The sequence below is a fragment of the Anaerosolibacter sp. genome, from assembly GCF_029240175.1.
Classification (GTDB): Bacteria; Bacillota; Clostridia; order Peptostreptococcales; family Thermotaleaceae; genus Anaerosolibacter.
Genome location: NZ_JARBTM010000028.1, coordinates 41,093 through 64,919 on the forward strand (window position 1 = coordinate 41,093; position 23,827 = coordinate 64,919).

Here is a 23,827-nt window from a genome sequence, read left to right on the forward strand (position 1 = left end):
AAAATTATGGAGCGGAAGACGAGATTCGAACTCGCGACCCTCGCCTTGGCAAGGCGATGCTCTACCCCTGAGCCACTTCCGCATGTTAACTGTTACTATGGTTTTTTACCTTTGCAATTAGTAGACTTACTCATGACTAAGCGATTCACACGAAATCGGAGATTTCGGTTCTCTGCTTATACCCCTGAGCCACTTCCGCATATATTAAGGTTGAGTTTTAAGGTTTAGGTTGAGTATTCAGGGTCATTCCTTTTAGGTTTTAACCCTTAAATATTTCTAAGGATATTTTAATCTCATCCTTAGCCTTAACCTTGTTTTTGGTGCCCAGAGCCGGAATCGAACCAGCGACACGAGGATTTTCAGTCCTCTGCTCTACCGACTGAGCTATCTGGGCAATATGGCGACCCGGAAGGGGCTCGAACCCTCGACCTCCAGCGTGACAGGCTGGCATTCTAACCAACTGAACTACCGGGCCAAAATGGTGGGCGCAATAGGGATCGAACCTATGACCCCCTGCTTGTAAGGCAGGTGCTCTCCCAGCTGAGCTATGCGCCCTCACTAACAAAACTGACAAAATATATATTACACTATTTTGGCCATTTAGTCAATGTTAATTTCACCATTTTTTCTCACCTTTTCCCACTTCATTTACGTATTTTTAACCATTTCTCTCTTCAATTCCGATTCGCTTAATATTTTCTTATCGAACATCTATCTTGTTGCTTCAGTATATAATCTTTCTAGATGGGCTTTATCGAAATGATATTTTGTATTACAGAAATGGCAGGTTAACTCTGCTTGTCCATCCTCATCGATAAGTTCTCTCAGATCCTTGGCCCCAATACTCATCAATGCCTTTTCTAGTCTATCTACCGAACAATCGCAGTTTAAATGGATTTCCTTTTTTTCAAGAATCTCCACATCCAAATCTTCTAAAATCATTTCCAAAACTTCTTCAGCACTCTTATTACCATCTATGATTTCAGTGATTGGAGGCATATAACTTAATCTATCCTCTATAATGGTAATAATCTCATCTCGTATGCCTGGCAAAGGTTGAATAATAAATCCACCGCTTGCTTTTACGGTACGATCACGATCTATTAAGACACCCAATGCTACTGCCGATGGTTGCTGCTCAGAAACAGCAAAGTAGGCTGTTATATCCTCTGCAATTTCTCCTGATGTTAATTCTAACTGTCCAATGTACGGCTCTTTTAAACCAAGATCCTTGATCACTACGATTTTTCCCTCTTTACCAACAGCACTTCCAACATCTAATTTCCCATCTTCCCGTAGTGGAAGCTCCACATGGGGGTTTGCCACATATCCCTTCACATTCCCCTTAGAATCAGCAGCCACAAGGAGTTGCTTTAAAGGCCCTTCCCCTTTGATTTGAATAGATATTTTATCTTTGTCACCCTTTAACATGACACCCATCATAGCGCCAGCAGTCAATGTTCTTCCCAAAGCTGCAGCAGCCACAGGTGTGGCATCATGAATCTGTCTAGCTTGCTCAACCATATCAGTAGTAATGGCAGCAAAGGCTCTAATACTCTGGTTCGCTGCCACAGCCCTTACAACATAATTTTTCATAACATTCCCTCCTTGTTGCATCTCCTATATATTATAAACAATATTCTTTATCATAAACCAAATTTTACAAACCAATGGGTTACGTGAACTTACCTACATCATTATAAAAGCCCTGACTGATATCAGGGCTTATTCGCTACTCGTCTAGAAACAATTTTGATTATGCTCTTGAAACGTTTGTAGCTTGAGGTCCTTTTTCTCCTTGCACTACTTCAAATTGAACAGCTTGACCTTCTTCTAGCGTCCTGTAGCCGTCCATATTGATGGCGGAGAAGTGTACGAATACATCGTCTCCATTTTCTCTAGAGATGAATCCGTATCCTTTTTCTGAGTTGAACCATTTTACAGTACCCTTTTCCATGAAAACAATCCTCCCAACCTAAATCTAACGTAGTATTCTACCTACTTTCTAAAGTTTACCATAGGCAATAATTTCTGTCAAATGATAAAAGGTTTTCCTTTTTCAACGATTTTTTATCATCTTTGACAAACAAAATAAAGCCTCTCACTATCGGTTGTAGGTTTTTGGAAAGTAAAAGCATCAAAAACCTCGGTGGATTTAAAGGGGATCATGCCCAGGATGTTCATTATTTCTTCCGCACTATAGGCTCGTTGACTGTGACTTTCCGTATATTTTCTATATAACCCTTCTTCCTGAACAAATAATGTCAAGTCAAAATCACATATGGCCCTTGACGCATCATAATAGTTCTCCCAAATATAGGATACATCTTTATGATTCTCTGCGAAGGTATTCTTGCCAAGTATGTGTGCTAATTTATACTGGGAACTAATATCAAATATTAATAATCCCCCAACCTTTAGATGTTCATAAGCAGAATGAAATATCTGTTTCAAGTCAGCCTCTTTCAGTATATAATTTATGCCATCACAAACGCATAGTATACAGTCTAACTCACTCGGCAGCATCATTTCCTTCATATCTTGATGTAGATAAATCACTGACACACCCAGATCATATGCCTTCTCTTGAGCAACCATCAACATATCTTCCGACAAGTCAGTGCCAATGAGGTTATATCCCAGCTTCGCTAATCGATTTGTTATATTGCCTGTCCCACAGGCTAACTCAGCAATGTTCTTTGGTTCTATTCCATATCTATTAAATATATCCTCAATATACCCTATCCAGCTTTCATAATTAACCTCCGCCATAAGAACATCATATACATAGGCAAAACTGCTATAAGCATTCATTTAGATTCCCCTTATTTCCGTGTAGTTTTTCATAAATTTGTTCAAGAATTTGACTTGCTGAACCTTGGATCAATAAATCTGCTTGCTGATCATAGGTTGTTCTTCCAAGGTTTATGATCATTAACTGCTTGCATATATTCGCAAGATAATTCACAGGGCCTACTTCCAAACTCGAACCAATGACAATTAACAACTCTCCATTCTCCACCTCACTCCATGCCCTATCAAAGCAAGGCGGCAGCGAATCTCCGAACAGTACCACACTCGGTCGCAATGTTCCTTCACAGTCAGGACATTTGGGTGGTATTTCCCCTTTTTCCAGAATTCTGTTCATATCTACCATAGACACTTCCATACCACAGTTTAAACAATAACAGCTTCTTGTATGTCCATGAACCTCCAACACATCCATTGAACCTGCCTTTTGATGTAAATTATCAATATTCTGGGTTACGAGAAGATTTATATAGCCTTCTTTTTCCAATTTAGCCAATATTTCATGGGCTTTGTTGGGTTCTGCATCATCCATTGAAGTTAACATTTGAAACCCTACTTGATAAAAATGTTCAGGATTTTGATATAGTGCCTTCGTCGATAATACCTCCATAGGATCTATTTTTTCCCATAGGCCGGTACCAGGACTTCTGAAATCTGGAATTCCACTCTCGGTTGAAATACCCGCACCTGTCAAAACAATTGTTTTTCTACTGCTTTTTATGAGTGCAACGGCTCTTTCAATTTTATCCATGACCCTTCCCCCACTTCATCAAATATTATATATCCCATCTGATCTGCTCTTCTGCAGATACAGGTTGTATTAGTTCAGGATAATCATTTTTTACTGAGTTTACTGCATCTGTGACCCTTTGCTTTTCAAAATATCGGCTTGGATAAGGCTGTAACATATCTTTTAATTCATCCAAATCTTTCATATACCCATCCAACCACCGATCTTCATCCCCTTCATGTAAGATCACAGCCATCCTATGATGATATGGACGTAAATATTCATTGGGTTCTGTGGTAATGACAGTAAAAGAATAAATCTTTTCGCCTTGTGGGTTTATCCATGTATCCCATAATCCAGCCATGGAAAATATTTTGTGACTTGTTAAACCAAAACGAAAGGGTTGTTTCGTATTTCCTGTTTTTTCCCATTCATAAAATCCACTGGCTGGAACAATACATCTTCTTTTTTGAAAAGCATCACGAAAGCTATTCTTTTCCAGCAACGTTTCAGCTCTGGCATTGATCATTTTCGTTCCTAGGCTTATATCCTTTGCCCAAGAAGGAATGAGTCCCCATTTAAAAAGCTTCAATTGTTTGGTTACATCATTTATAATTACTGGGGCGTATTGGGTAGGTGCAATGTTATATCTGGGTGTATAGCTTATATCTGTATGGGTTAGATGATATCGTTCTTCTAAAGTTTGAAGACTTTCTATTAAATAGTACCTTCCGCACATAGGGAACCTCCTAAGATTCATTACAAATATTATATCCCATTTTTGTATAATAGAGAATTCTATTAAGCAGAAAGTGAATAATGTTTCATTCTTCAGCATTCGCCATGGATAAAGGATGTGACATAATACAGGATTAAGGTAAAAATCCGTAGGGGTTGCATAGTATGCAACCCGCCTAAGGGGTAGGGCAGTCACTTCGGGTCTCGGGTCGCATACTATGCGACCCCTACAAATTGGATCTCGATCTTGCGTCGCATCTATCTACAATCACGCCATATTAATTCAATAAAACAAAAAGAGGAATAGTAATCCCTATCCCTCCATGGTATTTTTCTGATTGAATTGTTTTTTCCTTACGGTAATCAATCCGCCGATTCGGCCTGTCTCCTTGGCAGTCAAGCCTCCCCAGCCAAACTGTTCAACCTTATCTGCTAATCCTAATTCAGCTGCAATTTCATATTTCCATTGGTCCTCTATGGTTACGATTTTCTTCTTTTTGTTTTTTAGGCTATTTTTCTTTGACAATTTCTACCCCTCCCCTCTTTTGTATTATGGGTAATAGGGGTAGCTTTTATACATGATGTTTTATTTTATATTTTCTAATAGTTTCAACACACCTTTAAAGCAATTCACCTGCTCATCCACGGGAATCCTGTTCAAACCGCTGCTGGAGGAACATACATAATCTAACACACCATCCACCACTGAATCAGCTTGCAAACCTGGTTTAACATTTTTCTTCTTTGCAAACTTGTGATATACACCTATGCCTACATAACAAGCAATCTTAGGGCGGTATCTCTTCAATAATTCCTTTAGCTTTTCACGTCCTGCCTCATATTCTTCGTCGGTCAATTCAGCAGCGCTCTTTGATTCTCGATCAATGATGTTTGTGGACCCATATCCGTATTTTAGAAGCTCACGATCCTCATGGGGATTGAGTTTACAGGGCGTTAACCCTGCTTCATATAATAGTTTCCAAAACCGATTACTCTTTCCAGCATAATGATGCCCCTCTTGAGCGGACTTCAGACCTGGATTATATCCGATAAACAGCACATCCAGACCCTCTTTGATGATGTCTGGTAAGGGTTTATTGCTTTCATTCATTAAATGATCCATATAACTTTCTCAATCCTTTCAATTATGCCAACCGCTGAATTTGTAAATAGCCCAAAAACACAAAAATGATTAGTGTTATATACACGGGAATGAAAGATGTAACAGACACATTTCCTGCTAGAGACGACGGTTCCTCAAGGCCTTCATCCCCTAGGATTTCTTCCGATCTACCTCTTTGTTCTTCTTTTTTGGTATCCTTAATAATGATCCGCAGCAGCAGGAAGGCTGCTGTGCCCCCAAGAACAGCAAAAAAACCTACCACAAAGGTCGCCATCATCAATTGCATCGTATTGGGCATGGCTTGAGCACTGGCATCAACCGCATTTCCTAAAATCTTTTGAAGCTGCATCAACCCGTAACCCAAGGTTACAGCAAACCCATTATTGGTCATGTGACCAATGATCCCTGCATAAAGTGAGTCTGTTTGATAGACAAGATACCCAAAGATCAATCCCAATACAATGGGTCCTAAGAGATTTTGCAGGTTAAAATGAAATACACCGAATAGTACCGATGATAATACAATGGCATTGGCTTTTCCTAGCCTTTCATAGCCTCGCATCATGAGTCCTCTAAAAAAAACCTCCTCACAAATTCCAGCTGATACTGATATAATCAACATCAAAATGATGTAATCCTTAAAATTATCTGCCACTGGCACTGGCAGCTGTTCCAGCTTTCCGAAATTGCTCATAATAGTCATAGCGATCAGATTAAAGAATAGTGCCACTGGATAGCTGAAAAGGGTAATCAGCATAATGAGAGCCCCGTGCTTGGCCCGCAAAGGATTCAACCTCAGCACATCCTTTATGCTCTCTCCCTTTATTTTCAAAAATACAATAACAGGAAGTAACACAAGCACATATTCCGTAATAATCAATCCAATCCTCACATCCCTATATTGAACAAAGGCCCCAACAGTAAGCAGCATCAGTGCAACCACTAGATAAAGAATATTTATACCAAGCACCTGTATCCCTTTTTTTCTCTCCAATCCATTCCCTCCTTTATACGTTCTGCTATATTCTATTCTTCAATGATATTTTTCAGCCTCATATAGTCTAGATACACTTGAATACCCGTCAACAATACATCTTCATTAAATACAAAGCAGCTATTGTGCAGAGGATGAACATATCCCTCCTGCTCATTTCTCGTTCCTAAAAAGAAAAATAAGCCTGGAACAGCTTTCTGAAAATATGAAAAATCTTCTGCAATCATTTGGGGGGTAATGAACTCAAGGTTTTCTTGCCCCACAGCATTTTGTAAATCATGGAACATCTCTTCATTATTTACTACTGCTGGATACATATCCCGAAATACAATGTCAATGTTGCATTGATAGGACAACGCAACGCCTTCTGCAATCTCTTTCATTCTTTTCTGGATTGTTCTATACGTATCCTCAGAGAATGCCCGCATGGTTCCTTCCAAAATAACTCGGCCCGCGATAACATTTCTCCGTTCTCCTCCCCACATCTTTCCAATAGTCATTACAGCCCCTTCAATAGGGTCAATATTACGGCTCACTATAGATTGATAGTTCATAATTAGATTTGATGCGATGACTAGACCGTCCACTGCCTTATGGGGAATGGCACCATGTCCGCTTTTCGCTGTGATGGTGATATCAAACTCTCCCGTTTGCGCCATCATTGGACCAGGTCTGCATGCTATTTTTCCCTCAGATACTTCAGGGAAAACATGGAGTCCCATGATACAATCAATCTTAAATTTCTCCATAATCCCCTCTTGAATCATAGGTTCAGCACCGCCAGGACCTTCCTCTGCCGGCTGAAACAAAAATACTATATTCCATCTTAATATAGCTTTATTCATTGAGAGAAATCTTGCTAATCCCAATAGAATGGCCATGTGGGCATCATGGCCGCAGGCATGCATCATTCCTCTGTGGGTAGATGCATAGGACAAGTTTGTTTTTTCCTCTACAGATAAAGCATCCATGTCTGCACGGAATGCAATGGTTTGATCCCCTAAGTTACCTCTTAAATATCCCACTACACCCGTTCCTGCTATATTTTTATGGACTTCAACACCATATTCTTTCAGCTTTTCAATGATAAATGCACTGGTTTTATACTCTTCAAACCCATTTTCGGGTATCTGATGGAGTCCTCTTCTTAACGCGATTATTTCGTCTTTTATTGCTGCTACAGCTTCTTGTATTTGAATCATATCAATCACCTCATATCTATTATCTGTCAACCTACATAAATTCATTGTATCCTTTTTACTTTTTCATGAAAAGCAAAACTTTATTTTTTGTTATGGGTTGACTTATCGTTATATGCGTGTTAAGATACACTAAATTGAATATATATTAAACATTCAACGAATTTGATGTGTCTTAGAGGTTGCGAAGGACAATGATTACTTTTGGCTAGGTTTAGGGAACCGTTAATACCAAGAGGAAAGGTGTCTTCGCCGAAGTGAATATTCAACCCTTTGGATATTTGCTGGGACTGTGCTGAAAAAGCATAGGACTGTCATCGATAAATCACCCAGTTTATCGACGAAGCGCTACTACACACAGGGTGAAAGTTGTATTCTATTGACGTTTTAAAACGGCTAAGAGTACCTTTTACTCCTACGCCGTTTTTTTGTATCCATTTTTATATGATTCATCTCATACTTACCTTTATGCACCAGTAAACTACACCTCAGAATATAATATATGAACCCGTGCAAAATATTTACTACATTCTTGCTTTAAAAATATTTGCAAATTTATCCACCCCATGTTAATATAATTGTAACCATAATTTAATAACTATATTATAATAATATTAGCAAGACATGATCACACATTGAGATATGGAGGCGTAGGATTTGATTACAGAAGCCCGGCGAAAAAAGATATTAGAAATGATTGAAAGAGAAGGTATTGTGAACCTCCAGCAGTTAACGGATGCCTTTGATGTATCTATCTATACCATTCGCAGAGACCTCACAGACCTAGAAGAAAAAGGTCTTTTAAAAAAGACCCATGGGGGCGCAACCCGAATTGAGAAAACCAAATGGATTCCTTCCATTGAACAGGGAAAAAATGAGGCCCTGGCAGAGAAAAAAGCCATTGCGGCAAAAGCAACGGGCTTCATCGAAAACGGAGACACCATCATGCTCATGGGAAGCACAATCGCATTGTTCATGATCCCCATGATGCGGGACAAAAACATCACGGTTGTCACAAACTCTCTAGATATAGCAAAAGAGCTTTCACATATAGACTCCATAGAAACCATCGTCATCGGTGGCCGTATTAAAAATTATAAAGGAAATATCTTAGGCTCCAGAGCAGTGAATGATCTTAGAAATTACTTTTTTGACAAAGCATTCATACCCTGCGCTGGCATTAAAGATGATTTTGGCATCAGTACCTCTACCATTGAAAGCGCAGACTTCCTAAAAACACTGATGGAGTGTACACAAAAAAATATTGTCATAGCAGACTATCGAAAGATCGGTCGAATTACGTTCGCGAAGGTGTGTGATTTACAAAAAATAGATATGCTGATTACTGATGAAAATGCCAACAAGGATGAACTGCATCGTATTGGAAAATACGGTGTAAAAATTGAACTAGCAAAGATGTTAAACAACTCGATTAAATGATAAATATTGAAAGGGGCTATTATAAATGAAAAAAGTTAATTTGGCTGTGGTTGGAGCAACTGGTATGGTAGGAAGAACATTCCTAAAGGTTCTAGAAGAGAGAGATTTTCCTTTCGACCAACTTTATGTGTTTGCATCTGCAAAATCTGCCGGTGAAAAGGTAACTTGCAAAGGCATTGAATATACGGTCCAAGAGCTTACAGAAGCAAGCTTCGATGGAGATATTGATATCGCATTATTCTCTGCTGGCGGAGATATCAGCAAAAAATTTGCACCTATCGCAGCATCTAAAGGTGTCATTGTTGTAGATAACAGCAGTGCATGGAGGATGGATCAAAATGTTCCCCTTGTAGTTCCTGAAGTAAACCCCCAGGACATCGCATGGAACAAAGGTATTATCGCAAATCCAAACTGCTCTACAATCCAGGCTGTTGTAGCTCTTAAACCACTCCATGACAAATATGGTATCAAAAGAATTATTTATTCTACTTATCAATCAGTCTCTGGTACTGGTGTAAAGGGTGTCCAAGATCTTGAAGAAGGTCTAAGCGGAAATGATCTTTTATTGGCATATCCTCATCCGATTGCCCATAACTGCCTGCCCCACATCGATGTATTTTTAGAGAATGGTTATACAAAAGAAGAGATGAAGATGATCGAAGAAACGAAAAAAATCCTTGGAGACTATAACTTAAAGATCACTGCAACAACAGTGAGAGTTCCTGTTTTCAATAGTCACAGCGAATCTATAAATTTGGAACTAGAAAAGCCTTTTGAAGTGAATGACGTTCGTGAACTGCTAAAAAACAGTCCTGGTATTGTACTTCAAGATGATCCATCAGCGAATGTATATCCCCTAGCCCGAAGTGCAGCTGGAACAGATGACGTATATGTAGGAAGAATACGCAGGGATGAAAGTACTGAAAATGGTTTAAACATGTGGGTTGTAGCGGATAACATTCGAAAAGGCGCTGCCACCAATGCTATTCAAGTAGCTGAACTTGTAGCCCAATCTTTATAATTCTACCCTGCTCGTACAGTCTGAATATAGTGATTGATGATTATTTCTCTCGCTGGCTCTGGCAAGTCAGTGAAAATATTAAAAGAGAGGATGTTGTGAATGAGTCTATTTACGGGTTCTGGTGTAGCAATCGTTACACCCTTTAAGGAAGGTAAAGTAAACTATAGCAAACTAGAAGAAATCTTAAATTGGCATATAGAACAAGGGACCGATGCAATCATCGTATGTGGCACTACAGGTGAGGCCTCTACCATGACTGAGGGCGAACAAAAAGAAACCATTAAATTTACGATAGAAAAAATCAATGGGCGTATCCCTGTGATCGCAGGTACGGGCAGCAACAATACAGCACATGCTTTGGAAATGAGTAAATACGCTGAGTCAGTTGGCGCTGATGGTCTTTTACTGATTACGCCTTATTACAACAAAGCAACGACAAAGGGTCTTATCGCTCATTTTACAGCCATCGCCGATGCTGTCAACATTCCTATTATTCTGTACAATGTACCCGGTCGTACTGGTGTAAATATTCTCCCTGCAACAGTAGCCGAATTGGCAAAGCATCCGAATATCCAGGCAATTAAAGAGGCCAGCGGTAATATTGCGCAAGTAGCCGAAATCGCCAGACTTGTTCCATCAGACTTCCATATATACTCTGGAAATGATGACATGATTGTACCCCTTATGTCATTGGGTGGCCATGGTGTTATTTCTGTTGTGGCTAATGTAGCGCCTAAAGATACCCATAACATGGTTCAAAAGTTCCTTGATGGTGACGTGAAAGGTGCTTGTGCCCTTCAGCTTCAAATGAAGGCTTTGATCGATGCCTTATTTATTGAGGTAAACCCCATACCTGTAAAGACTGCCATGAATCTCATGGGCTTTGAAATGGGAGAGTTGAGATTACCGTTGACAGAAATGACAGAAGGAAATTTAAGTATATTAACCGCTAGAATGACAGAATATGGTTTATTAAAATAGGAGGGATTCCTTTGTTGAAAGTAATACTTCATGGATGCAATGGAAAAATGGGTAGAGTTCTCGCAAAGCTCCTGAAGGAAGACCCAGAAATAGAAATTGTAGCTGGTATTGATCATAACCCTGACAAATATGTAAACACCTTCCCTGTGTATGGTCAGGCAAGTGCCTGTAAAGAAAAAGGTGATGTGATCGTAGATTTTTCCCATCACAGCGCCCTTCCTGCACTTATTGATTACTGTGTGAGCTCGAAGACGCCATTGGTTACCGCAACCACTGGATTAAGTGGTGATGATTTTTCAAAGCTTGTAGACAGCGCAAAAGTCGTTCCCATTTTCCATTCTGCAAATATGTCCGTGGGAATCAATTTGGTGACAGATCTAGTAGCCAGAGCTGGTAAAACATTGGGTACCTCTTTCGATATCGAAGTAATTGAAAAACATCATAATAAGAAGGTTGACTCTCCCAGTGGTACCGCCTTCATGCTGGTAAATGCCATCAATGATGCCTTTGAAAACAACAAAGAGTTTATCTATGGAAGACATGGTAAGACGGACGTAAGAAAAGATACCCATATCGGTATCCATGCTGTTCGTGGTGGTACCATTGTAGGTGAACACACGGTTATTTTTGCAGGACCCGATGAAATCATCGAAATTACCCACACAGCATTGTCCAAGGATATCTTTGCATTGGGTGCTATAAGGGCTGCTAAGTTTATCACCCAGCAAAAGCCTGGCTTCTATAATATGAATAGTATCATTCAAGAACAGCCAATATAAAATAAACTATTTGATTTAATACGATAAATCCCATATATGAAAACAGGGATATGCCACAGTTCTTCCGACTGAAAAAGTATGAAAGGAATGATTTTACCAATGACAATAGAAAAAGATACTGCACAAGAACAATTTGACTTAACAAACCCATACGAAATTGCTAAATTTATTAAGCAAGCGAAAAAATCTACACCTGTTAAAGTATATGCTCAAGGAAATTTGCAGGCTGTAACCCAAGAAGGAATAAAGAAGTTTGGCAGCGATAATTTTTGGATTCTCTTTGGTGAACATGGAGAAATTGCTGATTTCTTAGCAGCTCATAAAGATTTAATCAAAGATTATGTGATAGAAAACGATCGTAGAAATTCGGCAATCCCAATGTTAGACCTTAAGCATATCAATGCTCGCATAGAACCAGGTGCAGTTATCAGAGATCGCGTAAAAATTGGAGACAACGCCGTCATTATGATGGGCGCAGTCATCAATATAGGCTCTGAAATCGGTGAAAACACCATGATTGATATGAATGCTGTATTAGGTGCCCGTTCCATGGTAGGAAAAAATGTTCACGTGGGTGCCGGCGCTGTTGTGGCAGGCGTTTTAGAACCGCCAAGCGCTACACCTGTTATTATTGAGGACCATGTAATGATTGGTGCCAATGCTGTCATATTAGAAGGGGTTCGTATAGGAAAAAATGCAGTAGTCGCTGCTGGTGCCATCGTCACCAAGGATGTTCCTCCAGATTCAGTAGTAGCAGGTTCACCAGCGAAAATCATCAAAGCCAAAGATGAAAAAACAGAAGAAAAAACAAAGCTCCTTGATGATTTAAGGGGATAAAAAATAAAAGCTAGTTTTCTAGCTTTTATTTTTTATTCTTTTCATACTGATTACCTCATCAAAGAAATTCTTTGGATAAGCAACGGTTACAATGGTGGTACGGTCGTTTTGCCTGCTATTCTGCATACCAATGACCGTACCTGAACATACCATCTCTCCTGTTCTTCCGATTAGCTGTACAACATCACCTTTTTGGGGCAATGGCAAGTATTCGTAGGGAAAGGAAATCCGTGCCTCCTCATCAGAATAGGTATAATCCTTTATATAGATAGCTAAGCCTGGACAAGCAGCCACACAGATACCACAACCGATGCACTTCTCAAAATCGATCCTTGGAAGATTGGTGATGGGATCACCAATAACAATCGCACCCTTTCTGCAGGATGTTTCGCAGGGGTTACAGGGTATTTCCTCAATGCACTCAATTACAGCGATAGGCCCCCTCATAAAATCTTCTGATTTTGGAAAGGCAGGAGAATTTCTTAATTCCTCTAAGGAAGGTGCTCCTACGGTTTTTAGACATGGACTGCCCATGAGATCATCTCCTTCCCAACAGCAAGAATTCTATCCTTCGCATCTCTTCTTTTTTGCCCAAATTGCCCGCATCTTAAAGCATTTAAATGATCCCATATCTCTAACGTACGCTTTCTCTTCTCTTCAGCTGTATAACAGCCTAAATCAGCGGCAGCACTGATCCCTGCCAACCGACCTTCCTCCATGGCTGTACTAGCCTCCTCTACACCCGATATATCGCCAGCGATATAAATACCTTTCACAGTTGATTCCATGTGCAGATCATGGATAGGTACATGACCGCCTAGTTCCGGTATGTAGGTAAATTCACATCCCGCAATCCATGCCAATTCCGTCAATGGTGTTAATCCCGTTGCCAAGCATATGGTATCTATCTTTAGGACTTTCTCCGTCCCTGGAATAGGATTCCACCCAGCATCTAATCCAACGATTTCTGCACCTGCAACACAGTGGTCTCCCATAGCTCTTTTTATCGTATGGGCCGTATAGAAAGGTACACCTGCCCGCCTTACTTTGGCTGTATGTACACCATAGCCCCCAAGCTGCGGTGCAGCCTCAATAATTCCTACAACCTCTGCCCCCGCCTGCAATAATTGATAGGAAACGATTACCCCTACATTGCCGGAACCAACCATAAGAATTTTTTTCCCAGGCAAAACATGATTTGTATTGATCATGGTTTGCGCAGCACCAGCGCCCATGACTCCTGGCAAGGTCCAGCCCGGAAATCTCACTGCGTTTTCTGTAGCTCCAGATGCCACAATTACTTTTTCTGCCCGAATGTTTACCGAAGTGTCCTTATTGCGAATTGCCCATATGTTTTTAGTTTGATCAATACCGCAGACCTCCGTATCTAACCACACCTCAATCCCTAAGTTTTTGGTTTCTTCCAGCAGCTGTCTGCCTATGTCCATCCCTCTTACTCCTGCTTTATGAACCCTTGAACCAAAAAACTTATGAATTTGTTTAAAGAGCTGGCCTCCTGGCTTTAGATTTTCATCTATCACCAAAACCTTTGCCCCTGCCTTAGCTGCTTCAATAGCCGCTGACAGCCCTGCAGGCCCAGCCCCAATGACCACGATAGGAAAACTATTCATGGTGATCCCCCCTCTTCCACTCCCCAACACCATATTGGGTTTCTATCACCATGCCATCTCGCACTGGGGTGATACATGTGCGTATATTCGGGATACCATCCACCGTCATGATACAATCCGTACATCGACCAATACCGCAATAGATACCCCGTGGTCTATGCTGATGGGCTGTATACCTAAAGGTCTTAATATCATTCGCCAGCAGCGCTGCTGCGATCATTTCGCCTTCATGGGCTGGATAAGGCTTTCCATCTACGATAATGGTTACCTGGTCCACGCCTGTCAAATCCCCTAAGATAGGATGTTCACAGATCCTTGTCATCTTCTTTCATCCTTCCTTTCTGCCGCCTTAAACAAGGTCTAATTTCCTCATATGTCTTTGGATTTCTGCCTTTACCGCTGGTTTCGCTGCTGTCAGGGGCAATCGAAGCTCACCTACCCGTACCCCCATCATGTTCAAGGCAGCTTTTACTGGGATAGGGTTGGATACCACAAATAATCCATTAAAGATATCCAGCAGCTGCAAGTGGATTTCTGTAGCTTTCTCCGTATTTCCCCTTAAAAAATTATTCATCATTTCCATCATCTTAGTACCAACTACGTGGGCAGCCACACTTACAACCCCATAGGCACCCACAGAAAGGCTGGGAAGGGTTAACCCATCATCTCCTGTGTATACTAAAAAATCTGACGGTGTTCGTTTTACCGCCTCTGATAACTGAACAATATTTCCACTGGCTTCTTTCAGGGCAACAATATTCTCTATTTTAGCAAGCCTTTCGATGGTTTCAGGCGCAATATTGCATCCCGTTCTACCGGGCACATTATATAGCATGATTGGCGTTTCTACCGCTCCGGCTACAGCTTTGAAATGTTCATATAAAGAATCCTGATCCGGTTTGTTATAGTATGGTGCCACCACCAGGAGACCATCCACACCACATGCCACGGCACGCTTCGCATTTTCTATGGTCGCCGCCGTTGAATTCGTTCCAACCCCTGCGATCACTGGCACCCGTACATTCTCCTTTATGTTACTAAAAAGATTTTCTCTTTCCTCCGCCGAAAGGGTAGAACCCTCACCCGTTGTACCGCAAATCACCAAAGCGGTTGTTCCCTCGTTGACCAAGCGATTCGCTAGCTCTATCCCCAGTTCGTAATTCACCTCCAAATTTTCATTAAAAGGAGTAACCATGGCAGTGATCAATCTGCCCCAACTTTTCATGACTATTTCCCCCTTTATACTTGTTATCTCTATATTCAATAATGACTAGGATTATCTATTCTCTTATTCATCCCTATCTTCGATCTCAGAGAATATGCCCATCCTTATGGGGCGTACAGGCTGTCGAAAGGTAGCAGGCGTAATCTCCTTCAATGGTATTCCCATTTCCTCCGATAGAATCCGTTCCATGAGTCTTCTACAAGTTCGCCCTTGACATAAACCCATGCCGGATCGGGTCCAACGTTTGATTTCATTGACAGTTGTTGCACCTTGCCGTATAGCCTCTCTAATTTGTCCTTCCGTAATTTCTTCACATCTGCAAAGGATTTCATCATTCATTTCATTTCCCTCCATCTGGGTTGGTGTGACTCTTGATATTGTATTCATCCCAATACTTGGTTACATCCTGGATGAGGTTTTCCGTATGTTCAATCATGCACCGCTCAGCCTCCTCGGCGTCATGGTTTTTGATGGCATTAAGAATATCACGATGGGACTTTGAATAAGGTGATTTCACTTGAGCCCTTACATATTCAAACAGCTTTGACTGCTGCCCCATTGTGGAAATAATGGTGTAAAGAGACTCTAACACTGTGTTTTTAGAAGCCTTGGCAATGGCCTTATGAAAGTCTATATCATCTTGGGCGATGCTGCTATGATTGGTAAAATGATCTTCTTGACGCTTCAAAACTGATATCATCTCATCTATCTCACGATCCGTGCTATGCTGGGCTGCCAGTCTTGCGGTCTCCCGTTCAATGGCTTTCCTCGCTTGAAGGACCATAATGAAATCTTCAAGCACCTTTGTGTTGATCATCTTATCTAGTTCATTCTTATGAAAGTTAATTTTTTCAATGGTCTTCGCATTGCGAATAGCATCTATACCAGTTGGCGTAATGACTCTGCCCTTAACACTCTCTTTTTCTACATACCCTAGCCGTTCTAGCCTATTTAGAATTCTTCCTATGGTTGCGGAACTGGTATTCACATCTCTTTCCTCTAACAACTCAACAAGAAACCATGAACCAATGGGCTCCTCTGAGGATGCGATACATTCCAATACAATTAGTTCCTTATCGTCTAAGATCTGCTTCATATTCTTCCTCCAGTAAAAATGTTATATATTGAGAAATGACGATTTAAATCGTCATTTCTCAATACCCTATATTAGGCAAATTATACCGTCTCTCTTTGTTCTATCTTATTATTTCTGGTAAAGTTGGATACCACCACGATCAAAACAGCAGAAATTACTAAGGCAGTTAATACTCTATTTGGTCCTAATGCAGTTACCTGGGTTAAAACAGAACCTGCAACAATACCTACCCTTGCACCCCATGGTGTTACCTTGCTGTTTTTCTTGCCCATCTCGAAATCTTCATTGGATCTTTCTTTCCACAATAGCCCTACGAGAAGCAGTGGCACTAAGCCGCCGCCTGCCATAGCATAAGCCTTAGAGAATAGATCCAAAATAGAGGATGCGTAGATGGCTGCCAATGCCGCAAAAATACCAATCACTACTGTTAACCACTTGGCATACTTGACAAGCAGTACATCAGTAGCTTCCTTATTAAAAGGTCTAATTAAATCGTTTACAATCAAAATCGAAGCAGAGTTCAAGTTAGAGTCTGCAGAAGACATACCCGCTGCTAAGATCAATACAAAAATCATTGCGGAGATCCCTGTTGGTACGTAATTCAGCATAAACCAAGGCATGGCGTCATCAGGTTTTAATCCTTGATTCAATGTTAGAATGACCATTCCTACCAAAGCTGTTAGCATTACCATTATAATTGCAATAATACCACTGTATAATAATCCATTTCTAGCGGTTTTGCTGTCCTTAGCAGAAAAACATCTTTGCCAGTATATCTGGGCTGCCAATATTCCCACACATCCTGTTACAAACTTTGTAACCAATTCAAGGGTACTGCCGCCTCCCATGGTCCACAATTCGGCCTTTCCTATTTCTGAAAGGCGCATGCTTAGTTCAGCCATACTCCAATTCACTGGTGAAAATGCATAAATGTAAAATGCAACACCGAAAAATATCACGAGAATCCCTTGCAATAAATCTGTCCAAACAACTGAATAAATACCACCCAATGTTGTATAAAGTATAAATACGGCTGAGAAGAACATGATAATTGGAATTGGGTCTGCCCCTGTTACGATATTGAAGATATTACCAAAGGCTTTTCCTTGGCCGCCTACCCATGCAATCATGATCATAGAAGCCAAAATTCCGCCTAGCGCTCTAGTTACCTTATCTCTAGCAACTAGGTCATCGATCATTTCTGGGAAAGTATTATAGGTAAATCTACCCGCCAACCCCGCAAAGAAAAGAGCGAAAATAATTTTAGAGCCCTGCTCACCTAAGATAAATGCCATCCACGGAAGTCCTACAGAATACCCTTTTCCCGCATGACCAACAAAGTTACCAACGCCCATGATGGTGGCAAACTGGGTAAAGAAAATCAGATACATAGGAAAGCTTTTGCCGCCAATGGCATAGTTAGAAAAGCTTTCGCCTGCTGTGTCCTTTACCTTCCATGAAATCACTAAAAAAGCGCCGCATAGTAATATGGTGAGTACCCACAACAATGATCCTAAACTCATATTCAATCCCCCTTTATTTTAATTTGAGCACTAGGCAAATGCACATTCCACCTCCTCCTGCCTAAATCTCTCAAGCTTTAATTCTTCCATATTATAATTAATCTGCTTACCTTCAATGCAGTCAGCCATCAGTTTTCCAGTGATTGGTGCTAGAGCGATCCCATCCCCTTCATGACCTGCAGCGATGAAAAATCCATCCCGATTTTCTACGCCTCCTAGAATCGCCTTCCCATCCTCTGTAGCAGGTCTAAAGCCTGCAAAAGAACGAATGAAATGGACTTTTGACAGTATAGGGAAAAACTGTACCGCTTGCTTCACAATCAATTGTAATGCCTCAGGATTTGTTTTTTTATCAAAGCCTGCCTCTTCTCTGGTACTGCCAATGATATAGTTCCCACAGGAGGCCTGGGAAAGGGCAAATCCAACACCCAGATGCTTAAATACTTCATTTTTCTCATTTGCCAATTCTGGCTTTAGTTTTGCAACAATATACTCTGCACTCCATACATTGGTATCTCCCAGCTTTGGTATTTGCTCTGTAATGACCACCTGACCCTTTTTGGGGCGTATAGGAATCTGTATATCTACCATTCTTCCAATTTCCGCTGCCCAAGCACCCGCTGCATTCACAATATATTCCGATTCAATATATGTACCATCTTTAAATGAAACCATCCATCCACTGCTTTTTTGATTTATTTCAGAAATATGAACACCCTTTCGAACTTCAAGGCCTAGGGCAGTTCCCCTTGATAAATAACCGCGCATTACCCGCAGTGGATTTACTTGGGCATCTGTGGGGCTATAAGTAGATGCCAAAACGCCTTGCCGAACATGGGGCTGCTTTCTATACACTGCTTTTTTGTCGATGATTTCTACAGTCAAACCATATTTCCTTTGCTGCTCAATATATTCCTCCATCACGTTCAGATGACGTTGATTCTCGATCAAGATCATCCCCCCATGGTTTTCATATTCAATATCTATGCCTAACTCATCAGACAAGGTCTTATACATATCTAAGCTTTCCATGGCCATTTCTAAGGAGATACCAGGCTTCTTTGATTGGAGGAGGATCATATCATCACAGGCTCCAGATGCACCGCTGCCAATTTCATTTTTTTCTATGACAATCACTTTTTTCTGACGTTTTACCAGTTGATAGGCGATGGACAATCCAATGATTCCTCCTCCAATCACTACAACATCATAACTCCTTCCCATAAAAAATAAATCCCCCTTTCATTGAACCGTCCTCTTACTACTCATCATATGATGAGTAGTGCATTTTGATGACAGACGGGTTTTGTTTTCTTCATTTTTTTTAGAATATTATGAAATAAATTTATGAATATTCTTTTTGTTTTGTAAATAATCATCCTTAACTGTTTCAACATAACATTTACATTATTCTATATTCATTTTTATGAAATTAAATATACTTTCAGAATACTAAAATATTATAATAAACGACCGCTACTCATCATATGATGAGTAATAAAAGCTTAAAGGGGGCTATTTCATGAATAATTATCGTATCGCCATCGTAGGTGCATTGGGGGCAGTTGGACAGGAAATGCTCAAAACCCTTGATCAGCGAAATTTTCCTTTTGAAACCATTAAGCTTCTGGATATTCCATCCAAAGCGGGTACAAAAGTACCTTTCAGGGGCAACTATTTAACCGTTGAAGCTGCGCAAAAGGGCGCTTTTTCCAATGTAGATGTGGCGCTATTTTCCGCAGGGGGAGATGCAAGTATAGAACTTGCACCAATAGCTGTAGAAGAGGGAGCTATTGTCATAGATAATAGCAGTGCCTGGCGGATGGATCCATCTGTTCCTCTGGTAGTGCCTGAGGTGAACCCAGAGGATTTAGACTGGCACAAAGGTTTAATTGCGAATCCTAACTGCTCTACCATCCAAATGCTCGTAGCCCTCAAGCCAATCCATGATGTCTATCAGATCCAGCGTGTGATCGTGTCTACTTATCAAGCAGTATCTGGTACTGGCCAGAGAGCCATCGATGAGCTCCGACAACAAACCGAATGTCATGTAACAGGTAAAGAAATCATTCCCCAGGTATACCCATATGAAATTAGCTTTAACGCATTGCCCCACATCGATGTTTTTCAAGAAAACGGCTATACAAAAGAAGAAATGAAGATGGTCAATGAAACAAAAAAAATACTGGATGAAAATATCCAGGTTAGTGCAACGGCCGTCCGTATCCCTGTATTCCGCGGTCATTCAGAATCTGTAAATATCGAGACGATTCAACCATTCCAAATGGATCAGATCTATATGCTCCTTCAGAATGCTCCTGGCATACAGGTAATGGATGATCCAGCCAATATTATATACCCTCTTCCTATTTTGGCGGAAGGTAAGGATGCTGTTTTTGTTGGAAGAATCCGTAAGGATTTCACCACCGAAAATGGTCTGAACCTATGGATAGTAGCCGATAATTTGAGAAAAGGAGCAGCATTAAACGCTGTACAAATAGCAGAAACCCTCATCCTTCGGAAATTGATATAAGGAGGGAGTCTATGTCCACGATTGTTCTGAAATTTGGTGGCACTTCATTACATACCTCAGAAGCCCGTGAGGCCCTGCTTCATAAGGTAGCGTTATGTAAAAGAGAAGGAAATGATGTGGTAGTGGTGGTGTCAGCCATGGGGAGATCAGGCGATTCCTATGCCACAGATACATTGATCTCCTTATTAGCTTCTGTCCATCAAGATATTGATGAAAGAAAAAAGGATCTGGCCATTTCCTGTGGTGAGACAATTTCTGCAGCCTTGGTTGCCCATTTGTTGGATATCCATGGCCTGCCCAGTGTCGCCCTTACAGGATTCCAGGCTGGTATTGTCACCGATAATCGCTTTGGCAACAGCGAAATTCTTCACATTGACACATCAATTATTTGTAGTCATTTACAAGAAAATAAAGTTGTTGTAGTTGCAGGCTTTCAAGGCATAACCTCTGGGGGTGAAATTACCACCCTAGGTCGTGGGGGCAGCGATACCAGTGCTGTCATCCTAGGTGGATATCTAGAGGCAGATAGGGTAGATATTTTTACAGATGTACCTGGCATCGCTCTGGTTGATCCTCGTATCGTTCCAAACCCTTATTTTCTATCGAACATCTCCTATGATAGCATGTTTAAGCTGGCATCCAATGGAGCCAAGGTTATTCATCCACGGGCTGTAGCGGCAGCAAAAAAATTTCAAATCCCAGTCAGGGTTCTTTCTACTTTCTCGGATGGCAGCGGCACCCTAATTTCTAAAGAAGATGAAACCCTATCCCATCCCTTCCTAGGTATCTCCGTTGACAAGGATGTCTATCATCTTCAGAGAGTTCCTTCAGCTGATTATGATAACCTGTGCAGGGTATCCATATTCTTCCGGGAAGAAGCTGTCGACCAATTAGATCAACTGAAAGACCTTATCTTCACCGCAGCACCTCAATCATTAGAATATTCTTCGGGACAGGATCATATTTCTGTCTTAGTAGCAAATGACCATTTACTATCAATAGCTCAGCAAATCTATACTACATTTTTTAGATCACAATAAAACAAAGAGACTGTGTTAAAGAATCTGTACAGATCCTTAAACACAGTCTCTATTAGTCTACAAAAGCAAATACATAAGGTACGTTTCTATAGTAGTCTCCATAATTTAATCCATAGCCTACAATAAACTTATCAGGAATCGTAAAGCCTACATAATCAGCCTCCAGCTCCGTTTGTCTTCTGGAGGGTTTGTCCAGAAGAACACATGACTTGATGCTGGCAGGTTTCTTTGTGGTTAGGTGTTCCATCACGAACTTCATGGTCAGTCCTGAATCAGCTATATCGTCCACTACCAGAACATCATAACCTTCCAATGAATCCTTCAGATCATAAAGGATGCTCACCTGACCTGATGATTCCTCCCCATGACCATAGCTGGCAGTAGCCATAAATTCAATCTTTACTGGTGCATCGATGGCTCGTACTAAATCCGCAGTAAAAATAAAGCTTCCTTTTAATAACGATACGACAAGAATTTTCTTTCCATCATAATCTTTGGCAATTTGACTGCCCATTTCCATGACTCTTTGTCGAATATCCTCTTGTGAAAAGAGAACCTCTTTTCTCTTTTTTTCTATATCCATGACTTGTAATCCCTCCGATATCTATAGTATGTAACATCTTGTGCGACTATATAATTATAAATATTCTAATGCAAATCAATTTCTTTGTCAAATAGAATCCCCAATCAAATCCTTCATTATAAGTCAATCTTCCATATTTCCTCTTAGCTGTTATAGGCAAATTACTACCAATTATTACATTTATTTAAGATTTATTTCTCGTTTCCTTCATTGAAACTCCTATGTGCCCATAGTAAAATGAAGTGGTATGCAAACGTTTCCTCAAAAATCTAATACACTACTGAATAAGATGGGGGTATAAAATGAAATCAATGGTCAGCGCAGAAGCAAGTTACCCAGGCACCACCAATCGTAAAAAATCAGTATCTATGGAAACCTATGTTTTTCTTCTTGTATGTATCGTCGGTTTTGGTTATCTCATATCCCAAATGGGTGTTGGTGTCATGTTTAACATCATCATGTATACTGCCCATGACCTATTGCTAAACACAGTGTTTTTTATCATGGCTATTGCCGTATTAGCCGGTGCCTTTGCTGCTCTTCTATCTGAATTTGGTATTGTGGCTTTAATCAACAAAATAATTTCTCCTATCATGGGCCCCTTATACGGTTTGCCTGGTGCAGCCTCTATCGGAGCCATCACCACCTATCTCTCTGACAATCCTGCAATTATCTCTCTTGCAAAGGATAAAGGATTCTCCAAGTACTTTAAAAATTATCAAACACCAGCCCTTTGTAATCTCGGTACTGCTTTTGGTATGGGATTAATCTTAACCACTTTTATGATTAGTTTAGGCAATGGTACTGAATTTATTGCCCCAGCCGTCATCGGTAATATTGCTGCCGTCATTGGAAGTATCGTAAGCGTTCGTCTCATGATTCACCACACAAAAAAATACTTTCACGTTGAAAAAGATCTTGAAGATCATTTTACTTCCGATCAAGATGATTTTCTAAACTATAGAGATGTTCGTCCAGGAAGCACCTTCGAAAGAGCTTTAGATGCCATCCTTGAAGGTGGGAAGAATGGTGTAGAAATGGGACTTGCCATTGTGCCTGGTGTGATATTTATCTGTACAATTGTTATGATCCTTACCTTTGGCCCTAGCGAAGTAAACAATGGGGTTTCCGTCTACAAGGGCGTGGCCTATGAAGGGGTGGCAATTCTACCAAAAGTTGGTCAATTCCTTGCACCTATCTTAAAGCCCCTCTTTGGCTTTCAGAGTGTAGAAGCCATCGCGTTTCCAATCACCTCTTTAGGTTCTGTAGGTGCAGCCTTAGGATTGGTAACAAAATTCTTAAGAGAGGGCTTGATCGGTCCTAATGATATTGCTGTATTCACTGCCATGGGCATGTGTTGGAGCGGTTACCTAAGCACCCATGTGGGAATGATGGATGCCCTTGGTGTAAGACAGTTAGCGAAGAAAGCAATTATCAGCCATACCATAGGAGGTATTTGTGCAGGCATCACAGCCCATTATCTTTATCTAATCTATCTATTTGTACGCTAAGAAGAAGGCAGGAGGGATGCTAAATAATCCCT

26 protein-coding genes, 4 tRNA genes and 1 riboswitch are annotated in these 23,827 nt (G+C 40.7%); of the genes, 8 read left to right on the forward strand and 22 right to left on the reverse strand.

Annotation, left to right across the window (positions count from 1 at the left end):
- Positions 1 to 7: 7 nt before the first annotated feature.
- From K0R93_RS16760 to K0R93_RS16820, 13 genes are all read right to left on the reverse strand, one after another.
- A tRNA-Gly gene (locus K0R93_RS16760) sits at positions 8 to 82 on the reverse strand.
- Between the two features lie 236 nt (positions 83 to 318).
- Positions 319 to 394 (reverse strand) — tRNA-Phe (locus K0R93_RS16765).
- Positions 395 to 398: 4 nt separating this feature from the next.
- Positions 399 to 475: transfer RNA gene (locus K0R93_RS16770), tRNA-Asp, on the reverse strand.
- A gap of 4 nt (positions 476 to 479) precedes the next feature.
- A tRNA-Val gene (locus K0R93_RS16775) sits at positions 480 to 555 on the reverse strand.
- A gap of 156 nt (positions 556 to 711) precedes the next feature.
- Positions 712 to 1,596 (reverse strand): Hsp33 family molecular chaperone HslO, encoded by an 885-nt coding sequence (hslO, locus tag K0R93_RS16780; protein ID WP_300303700.1) that lies wholly within the window; start codon positions 1,594 to 1,596, stop codon positions 712 to 714.
- Positions 1,597 to 1,756: 160 nt separating this feature from the next.
- Entirely contained in the window at positions 1,757 to 1,957 is a 201-nt protein-coding gene (locus K0R93_RS16785; protein ID WP_300303703.1) for a cold-shock protein, read from the reverse strand.
- 116 nt (positions 1,958 to 2,073) lie between these two features.
- A complete protein-coding gene (locus tag K0R93_RS16790; RefSeq protein WP_300303705.1) occupies positions 2,074 to 2,814 on the reverse strand; it encodes a class I SAM-dependent DNA methyltransferase in 741 nt (246 codons plus the stop codon).
- A complete protein-coding gene (locus tag K0R93_RS16795) occupies positions 2,801 to 3,562 on the reverse strand; it encodes an SIR2 family NAD-dependent protein deacylase (protein ID WP_300303707.1) in 762 nt (253 codons plus the stop codon). Before K0R93_RS16795 ends, K0R93_RS16790 begins: the two co-directional genes overlap by 14 nt.
- A 25-nt stretch (positions 3,563 to 3,587) precedes the next feature.
- The gene (locus K0R93_RS16800) at positions 3,588 to 4,280 is read right to left on the reverse strand and encodes an SOS response-associated peptidase (protein WP_300303709.1); all 693 of its coding nucleotides are present in this window, start codon (positions 4,278 to 4,280) and stop codon (positions 3,588 to 3,590) included.
- 312 nt (positions 4,281 to 4,592) lie between these two features.
- Positions 4,593 to 4,805 carry a small, acid-soluble spore protein, alpha/beta type gene (locus K0R93_RS16805; protein WP_300303712.1) on the reverse strand — a complete coding sequence of 71 codons (213 nt, stop codon included), beginning with the start codon at positions 4,803 to 4,805 and terminating at the stop codon, positions 4,593 to 4,595.
- A gap of 60 nt (positions 4,806 to 4,865) precedes the next feature.
- Positions 4,866 to 5,402, reverse strand: a complete 537-nt coding sequence (locus K0R93_RS16810) for a mismatch-specific DNA-glycosylase (protein WP_300303714.1) — start codon at positions 5,400 to 5,402, stop codon at positions 4,866 to 4,868.
- Positions 5,403 to 5,424: 22 nt separating this feature from the next.
- Positions 5,425 to 6,396 (reverse strand): type II CAAX endopeptidase family protein, encoded by a 972-nt coding sequence (locus tag K0R93_RS16815; RefSeq protein WP_300303717.1) that lies wholly within the window; start codon positions 6,394 to 6,396, stop codon positions 5,425 to 5,427.
- A 32-nt stretch (positions 6,397 to 6,428) separates the two neighbouring features.
- On the reverse strand, positions 6,429 to 7,598 hold the full coding sequence (locus tag K0R93_RS16820) for a M20 metallopeptidase family protein (RefSeq protein WP_300303720.1): 1,170 nt from the start codon (positions 7,596 to 7,598) through the stop codon (positions 6,429 to 6,431).
- A 165-nt stretch (positions 7,599 to 7,763) separates the two neighbouring features.
- A riboswitch (Lysine riboswitch) is annotated at positions 7,764 to 7,954 on the forward strand.
- A 298-nt stretch (positions 7,955 to 8,252) separates the two neighbouring features.
- On the opposite strand from K0R93_RS16820, the gene K0R93_RS16825 reads away from it, so the two are divergent.
- The 5 genes from K0R93_RS16825 to dapD all read left to right on the forward strand — a co-directional run bounded on the left by K0R93_RS16825 (position 8,253) and on the right by dapD (position 12,653).
- A complete protein-coding gene (locus K0R93_RS16825; RefSeq protein WP_300303723.1) occupies positions 8,253 to 9,035 on the forward strand; it encodes a DeoR/GlpR family DNA-binding transcription regulator in 783 nt (260 codons plus the stop codon).
- Positions 9,036 to 9,060: 25 nt separating this feature from the next.
- The gene (locus K0R93_RS16830) at positions 9,061 to 10,056 is read left to right on the forward strand and encodes an aspartate-semialdehyde dehydrogenase (protein WP_300303726.1); all 996 of its coding nucleotides are present in this window, start codon (positions 9,061 to 9,063) and stop codon (positions 10,054 to 10,056) included.
- 99 nt (positions 10,057 to 10,155) lie between these two features.
- Positions 10,156 to 11,037, forward strand: coding sequence for a 4-hydroxy-tetrahydrodipicolinate synthase (gene dapA, locus K0R93_RS16835; protein ID WP_300303729.1), 882 nt, complete (start codon positions 10,156 to 10,158; stop codon positions 11,035 to 11,037).
- Positions 11,038 to 11,048: 11 nt separating this feature from the next.
- Complete coding sequence (dapB, locus tag K0R93_RS16840; protein ID WP_300303732.1) at positions 11,049 to 11,816, forward strand: 4-hydroxy-tetrahydrodipicolinate reductase; 768 nt, start codon at positions 11,049 to 11,051, stop codon at positions 11,814 to 11,816.
- Positions 11,817 to 11,915: 99 nt separating this feature from the next.
- Entirely contained in the window at positions 11,916 to 12,653 is a 738-nt protein-coding gene (dapD, locus tag K0R93_RS16845; protein ID WP_300303735.1) for a 2,3,4,5-tetrahydropyridine-2,6-dicarboxylate N-acetyltransferase, read from the forward strand.
- Positions 12,654 to 12,671: 18 nt separating this feature from the next.
- Here the strand turns inward: dapD and K0R93_RS16850 are convergent, their stop codons facing one another.
- The 8 genes from K0R93_RS16850 to K0R93_RS16885 form a co-directional block, all read right to left on the reverse strand.
- A complete protein-coding gene (locus K0R93_RS16850) occupies positions 12,672 to 13,187 on the reverse strand; it encodes a 4Fe-4S dicluster domain-containing protein (protein ID WP_300303738.1) in 516 nt (171 codons plus the stop codon).
- Positions 13,169 to 14,284, reverse strand: coding sequence for an NAD(P)/FAD-dependent oxidoreductase (locus tag K0R93_RS16855; protein ID WP_300303741.1), 1,116 nt, complete (start codon positions 14,282 to 14,284; stop codon positions 13,169 to 13,171). The genes K0R93_RS16850 and K0R93_RS16855 overlap by 19 nt, the downstream gene beginning before the upstream one ends.
- Positions 14,277 to 14,606, reverse strand: a complete 330-nt coding sequence (locus K0R93_RS16860) for a (2Fe-2S)-binding protein (protein WP_300303744.1) — start codon at positions 14,604 to 14,606, stop codon at positions 14,277 to 14,279. Before K0R93_RS16860 ends, K0R93_RS16855 begins: the two co-directional genes overlap by 8 nt.
- Before the next feature lie 27 nt (positions 14,607 to 14,633).
- Complete coding sequence (gene dapA / locus K0R93_RS16865; RefSeq protein ID WP_300303747.1) at positions 14,634 to 15,509, reverse strand: 4-hydroxy-tetrahydrodipicolinate synthase; 876 nt, start codon at positions 15,507 to 15,509, stop codon at positions 14,634 to 14,636.
- A 63-nt stretch (positions 15,510 to 15,572) separates the two neighbouring features.
- Entirely contained in the window at positions 15,573 to 15,848 is a 276-nt protein-coding gene (locus K0R93_RS16870) for a (2Fe-2S)-binding protein (protein WP_300303750.1), read from the reverse strand.
- A gap of 1 nt (position 15,849) precedes the next feature.
- Positions 15,850 to 16,605 (reverse strand): FCD domain-containing protein, encoded by a 756-nt coding sequence (locus K0R93_RS16875; RefSeq protein ID WP_300303753.1) that lies wholly within the window; start codon positions 16,603 to 16,605, stop codon positions 15,850 to 15,852.
- Positions 16,606 to 16,685: 80 nt separating this feature from the next.
- Positions 16,686 to 18,128 (reverse strand): sodium:solute symporter family protein, encoded by a 1,443-nt coding sequence (locus K0R93_RS16880; protein WP_300303756.1) that lies wholly within the window; start codon positions 18,126 to 18,128, stop codon positions 16,686 to 16,688.
- 30 nt (positions 18,129 to 18,158) lie between these two features.
- Entirely contained in the window at positions 18,159 to 19,352 is a 1,194-nt protein-coding gene (locus K0R93_RS16885; RefSeq protein ID WP_300303760.1) for an NAD(P)/FAD-dependent oxidoreductase, read from the reverse strand.
- Positions 19,353 to 19,650: 298 nt separating this feature from the next.
- On the opposite strand from K0R93_RS16885, the gene K0R93_RS16890 reads away from it, so the two are divergent.
- Entirely contained in the window at positions 19,651 to 20,661 is a 1,011-nt protein-coding gene (locus K0R93_RS16890) for an aspartate-semialdehyde dehydrogenase (RefSeq protein WP_300303763.1), read from the forward strand.
- Between the two features lie 11 nt (positions 20,662 to 20,672).
- Positions 20,673 to 21,701, forward strand: a complete 1,029-nt coding sequence (locus K0R93_RS16895) for an aspartate kinase (RefSeq protein WP_300303766.1) — start codon at positions 20,673 to 20,675, stop codon at positions 21,699 to 21,701.
- A gap of 52 nt (positions 21,702 to 21,753) precedes the next feature.
- On the opposite strand, the gene hpt is transcribed toward K0R93_RS16895, so the two are convergent.
- Positions 21,754 to 22,284 (reverse strand): hypoxanthine phosphoribosyltransferase, encoded by a 531-nt coding sequence (hpt, locus tag K0R93_RS16900; RefSeq protein WP_300303769.1) that lies wholly within the window; start codon positions 22,282 to 22,284, stop codon positions 21,754 to 21,756.
- A 302-nt stretch (positions 22,285 to 22,586) separates the two neighbouring features.
- Here hpt and K0R93_RS16905 point away from each other — a divergent pair, with 302 nt between their 5' ends.
- Positions 22,587 to 23,795, forward strand: a complete 1,209-nt coding sequence (locus K0R93_RS16905; protein ID WP_330685195.1) for a CD0519/CD1768 family membrane protein — start codon at positions 22,587 to 22,589, stop codon at positions 23,793 to 23,795.
- Positions 23,796 to 23,827 lie beyond the last annotated feature (32 nt).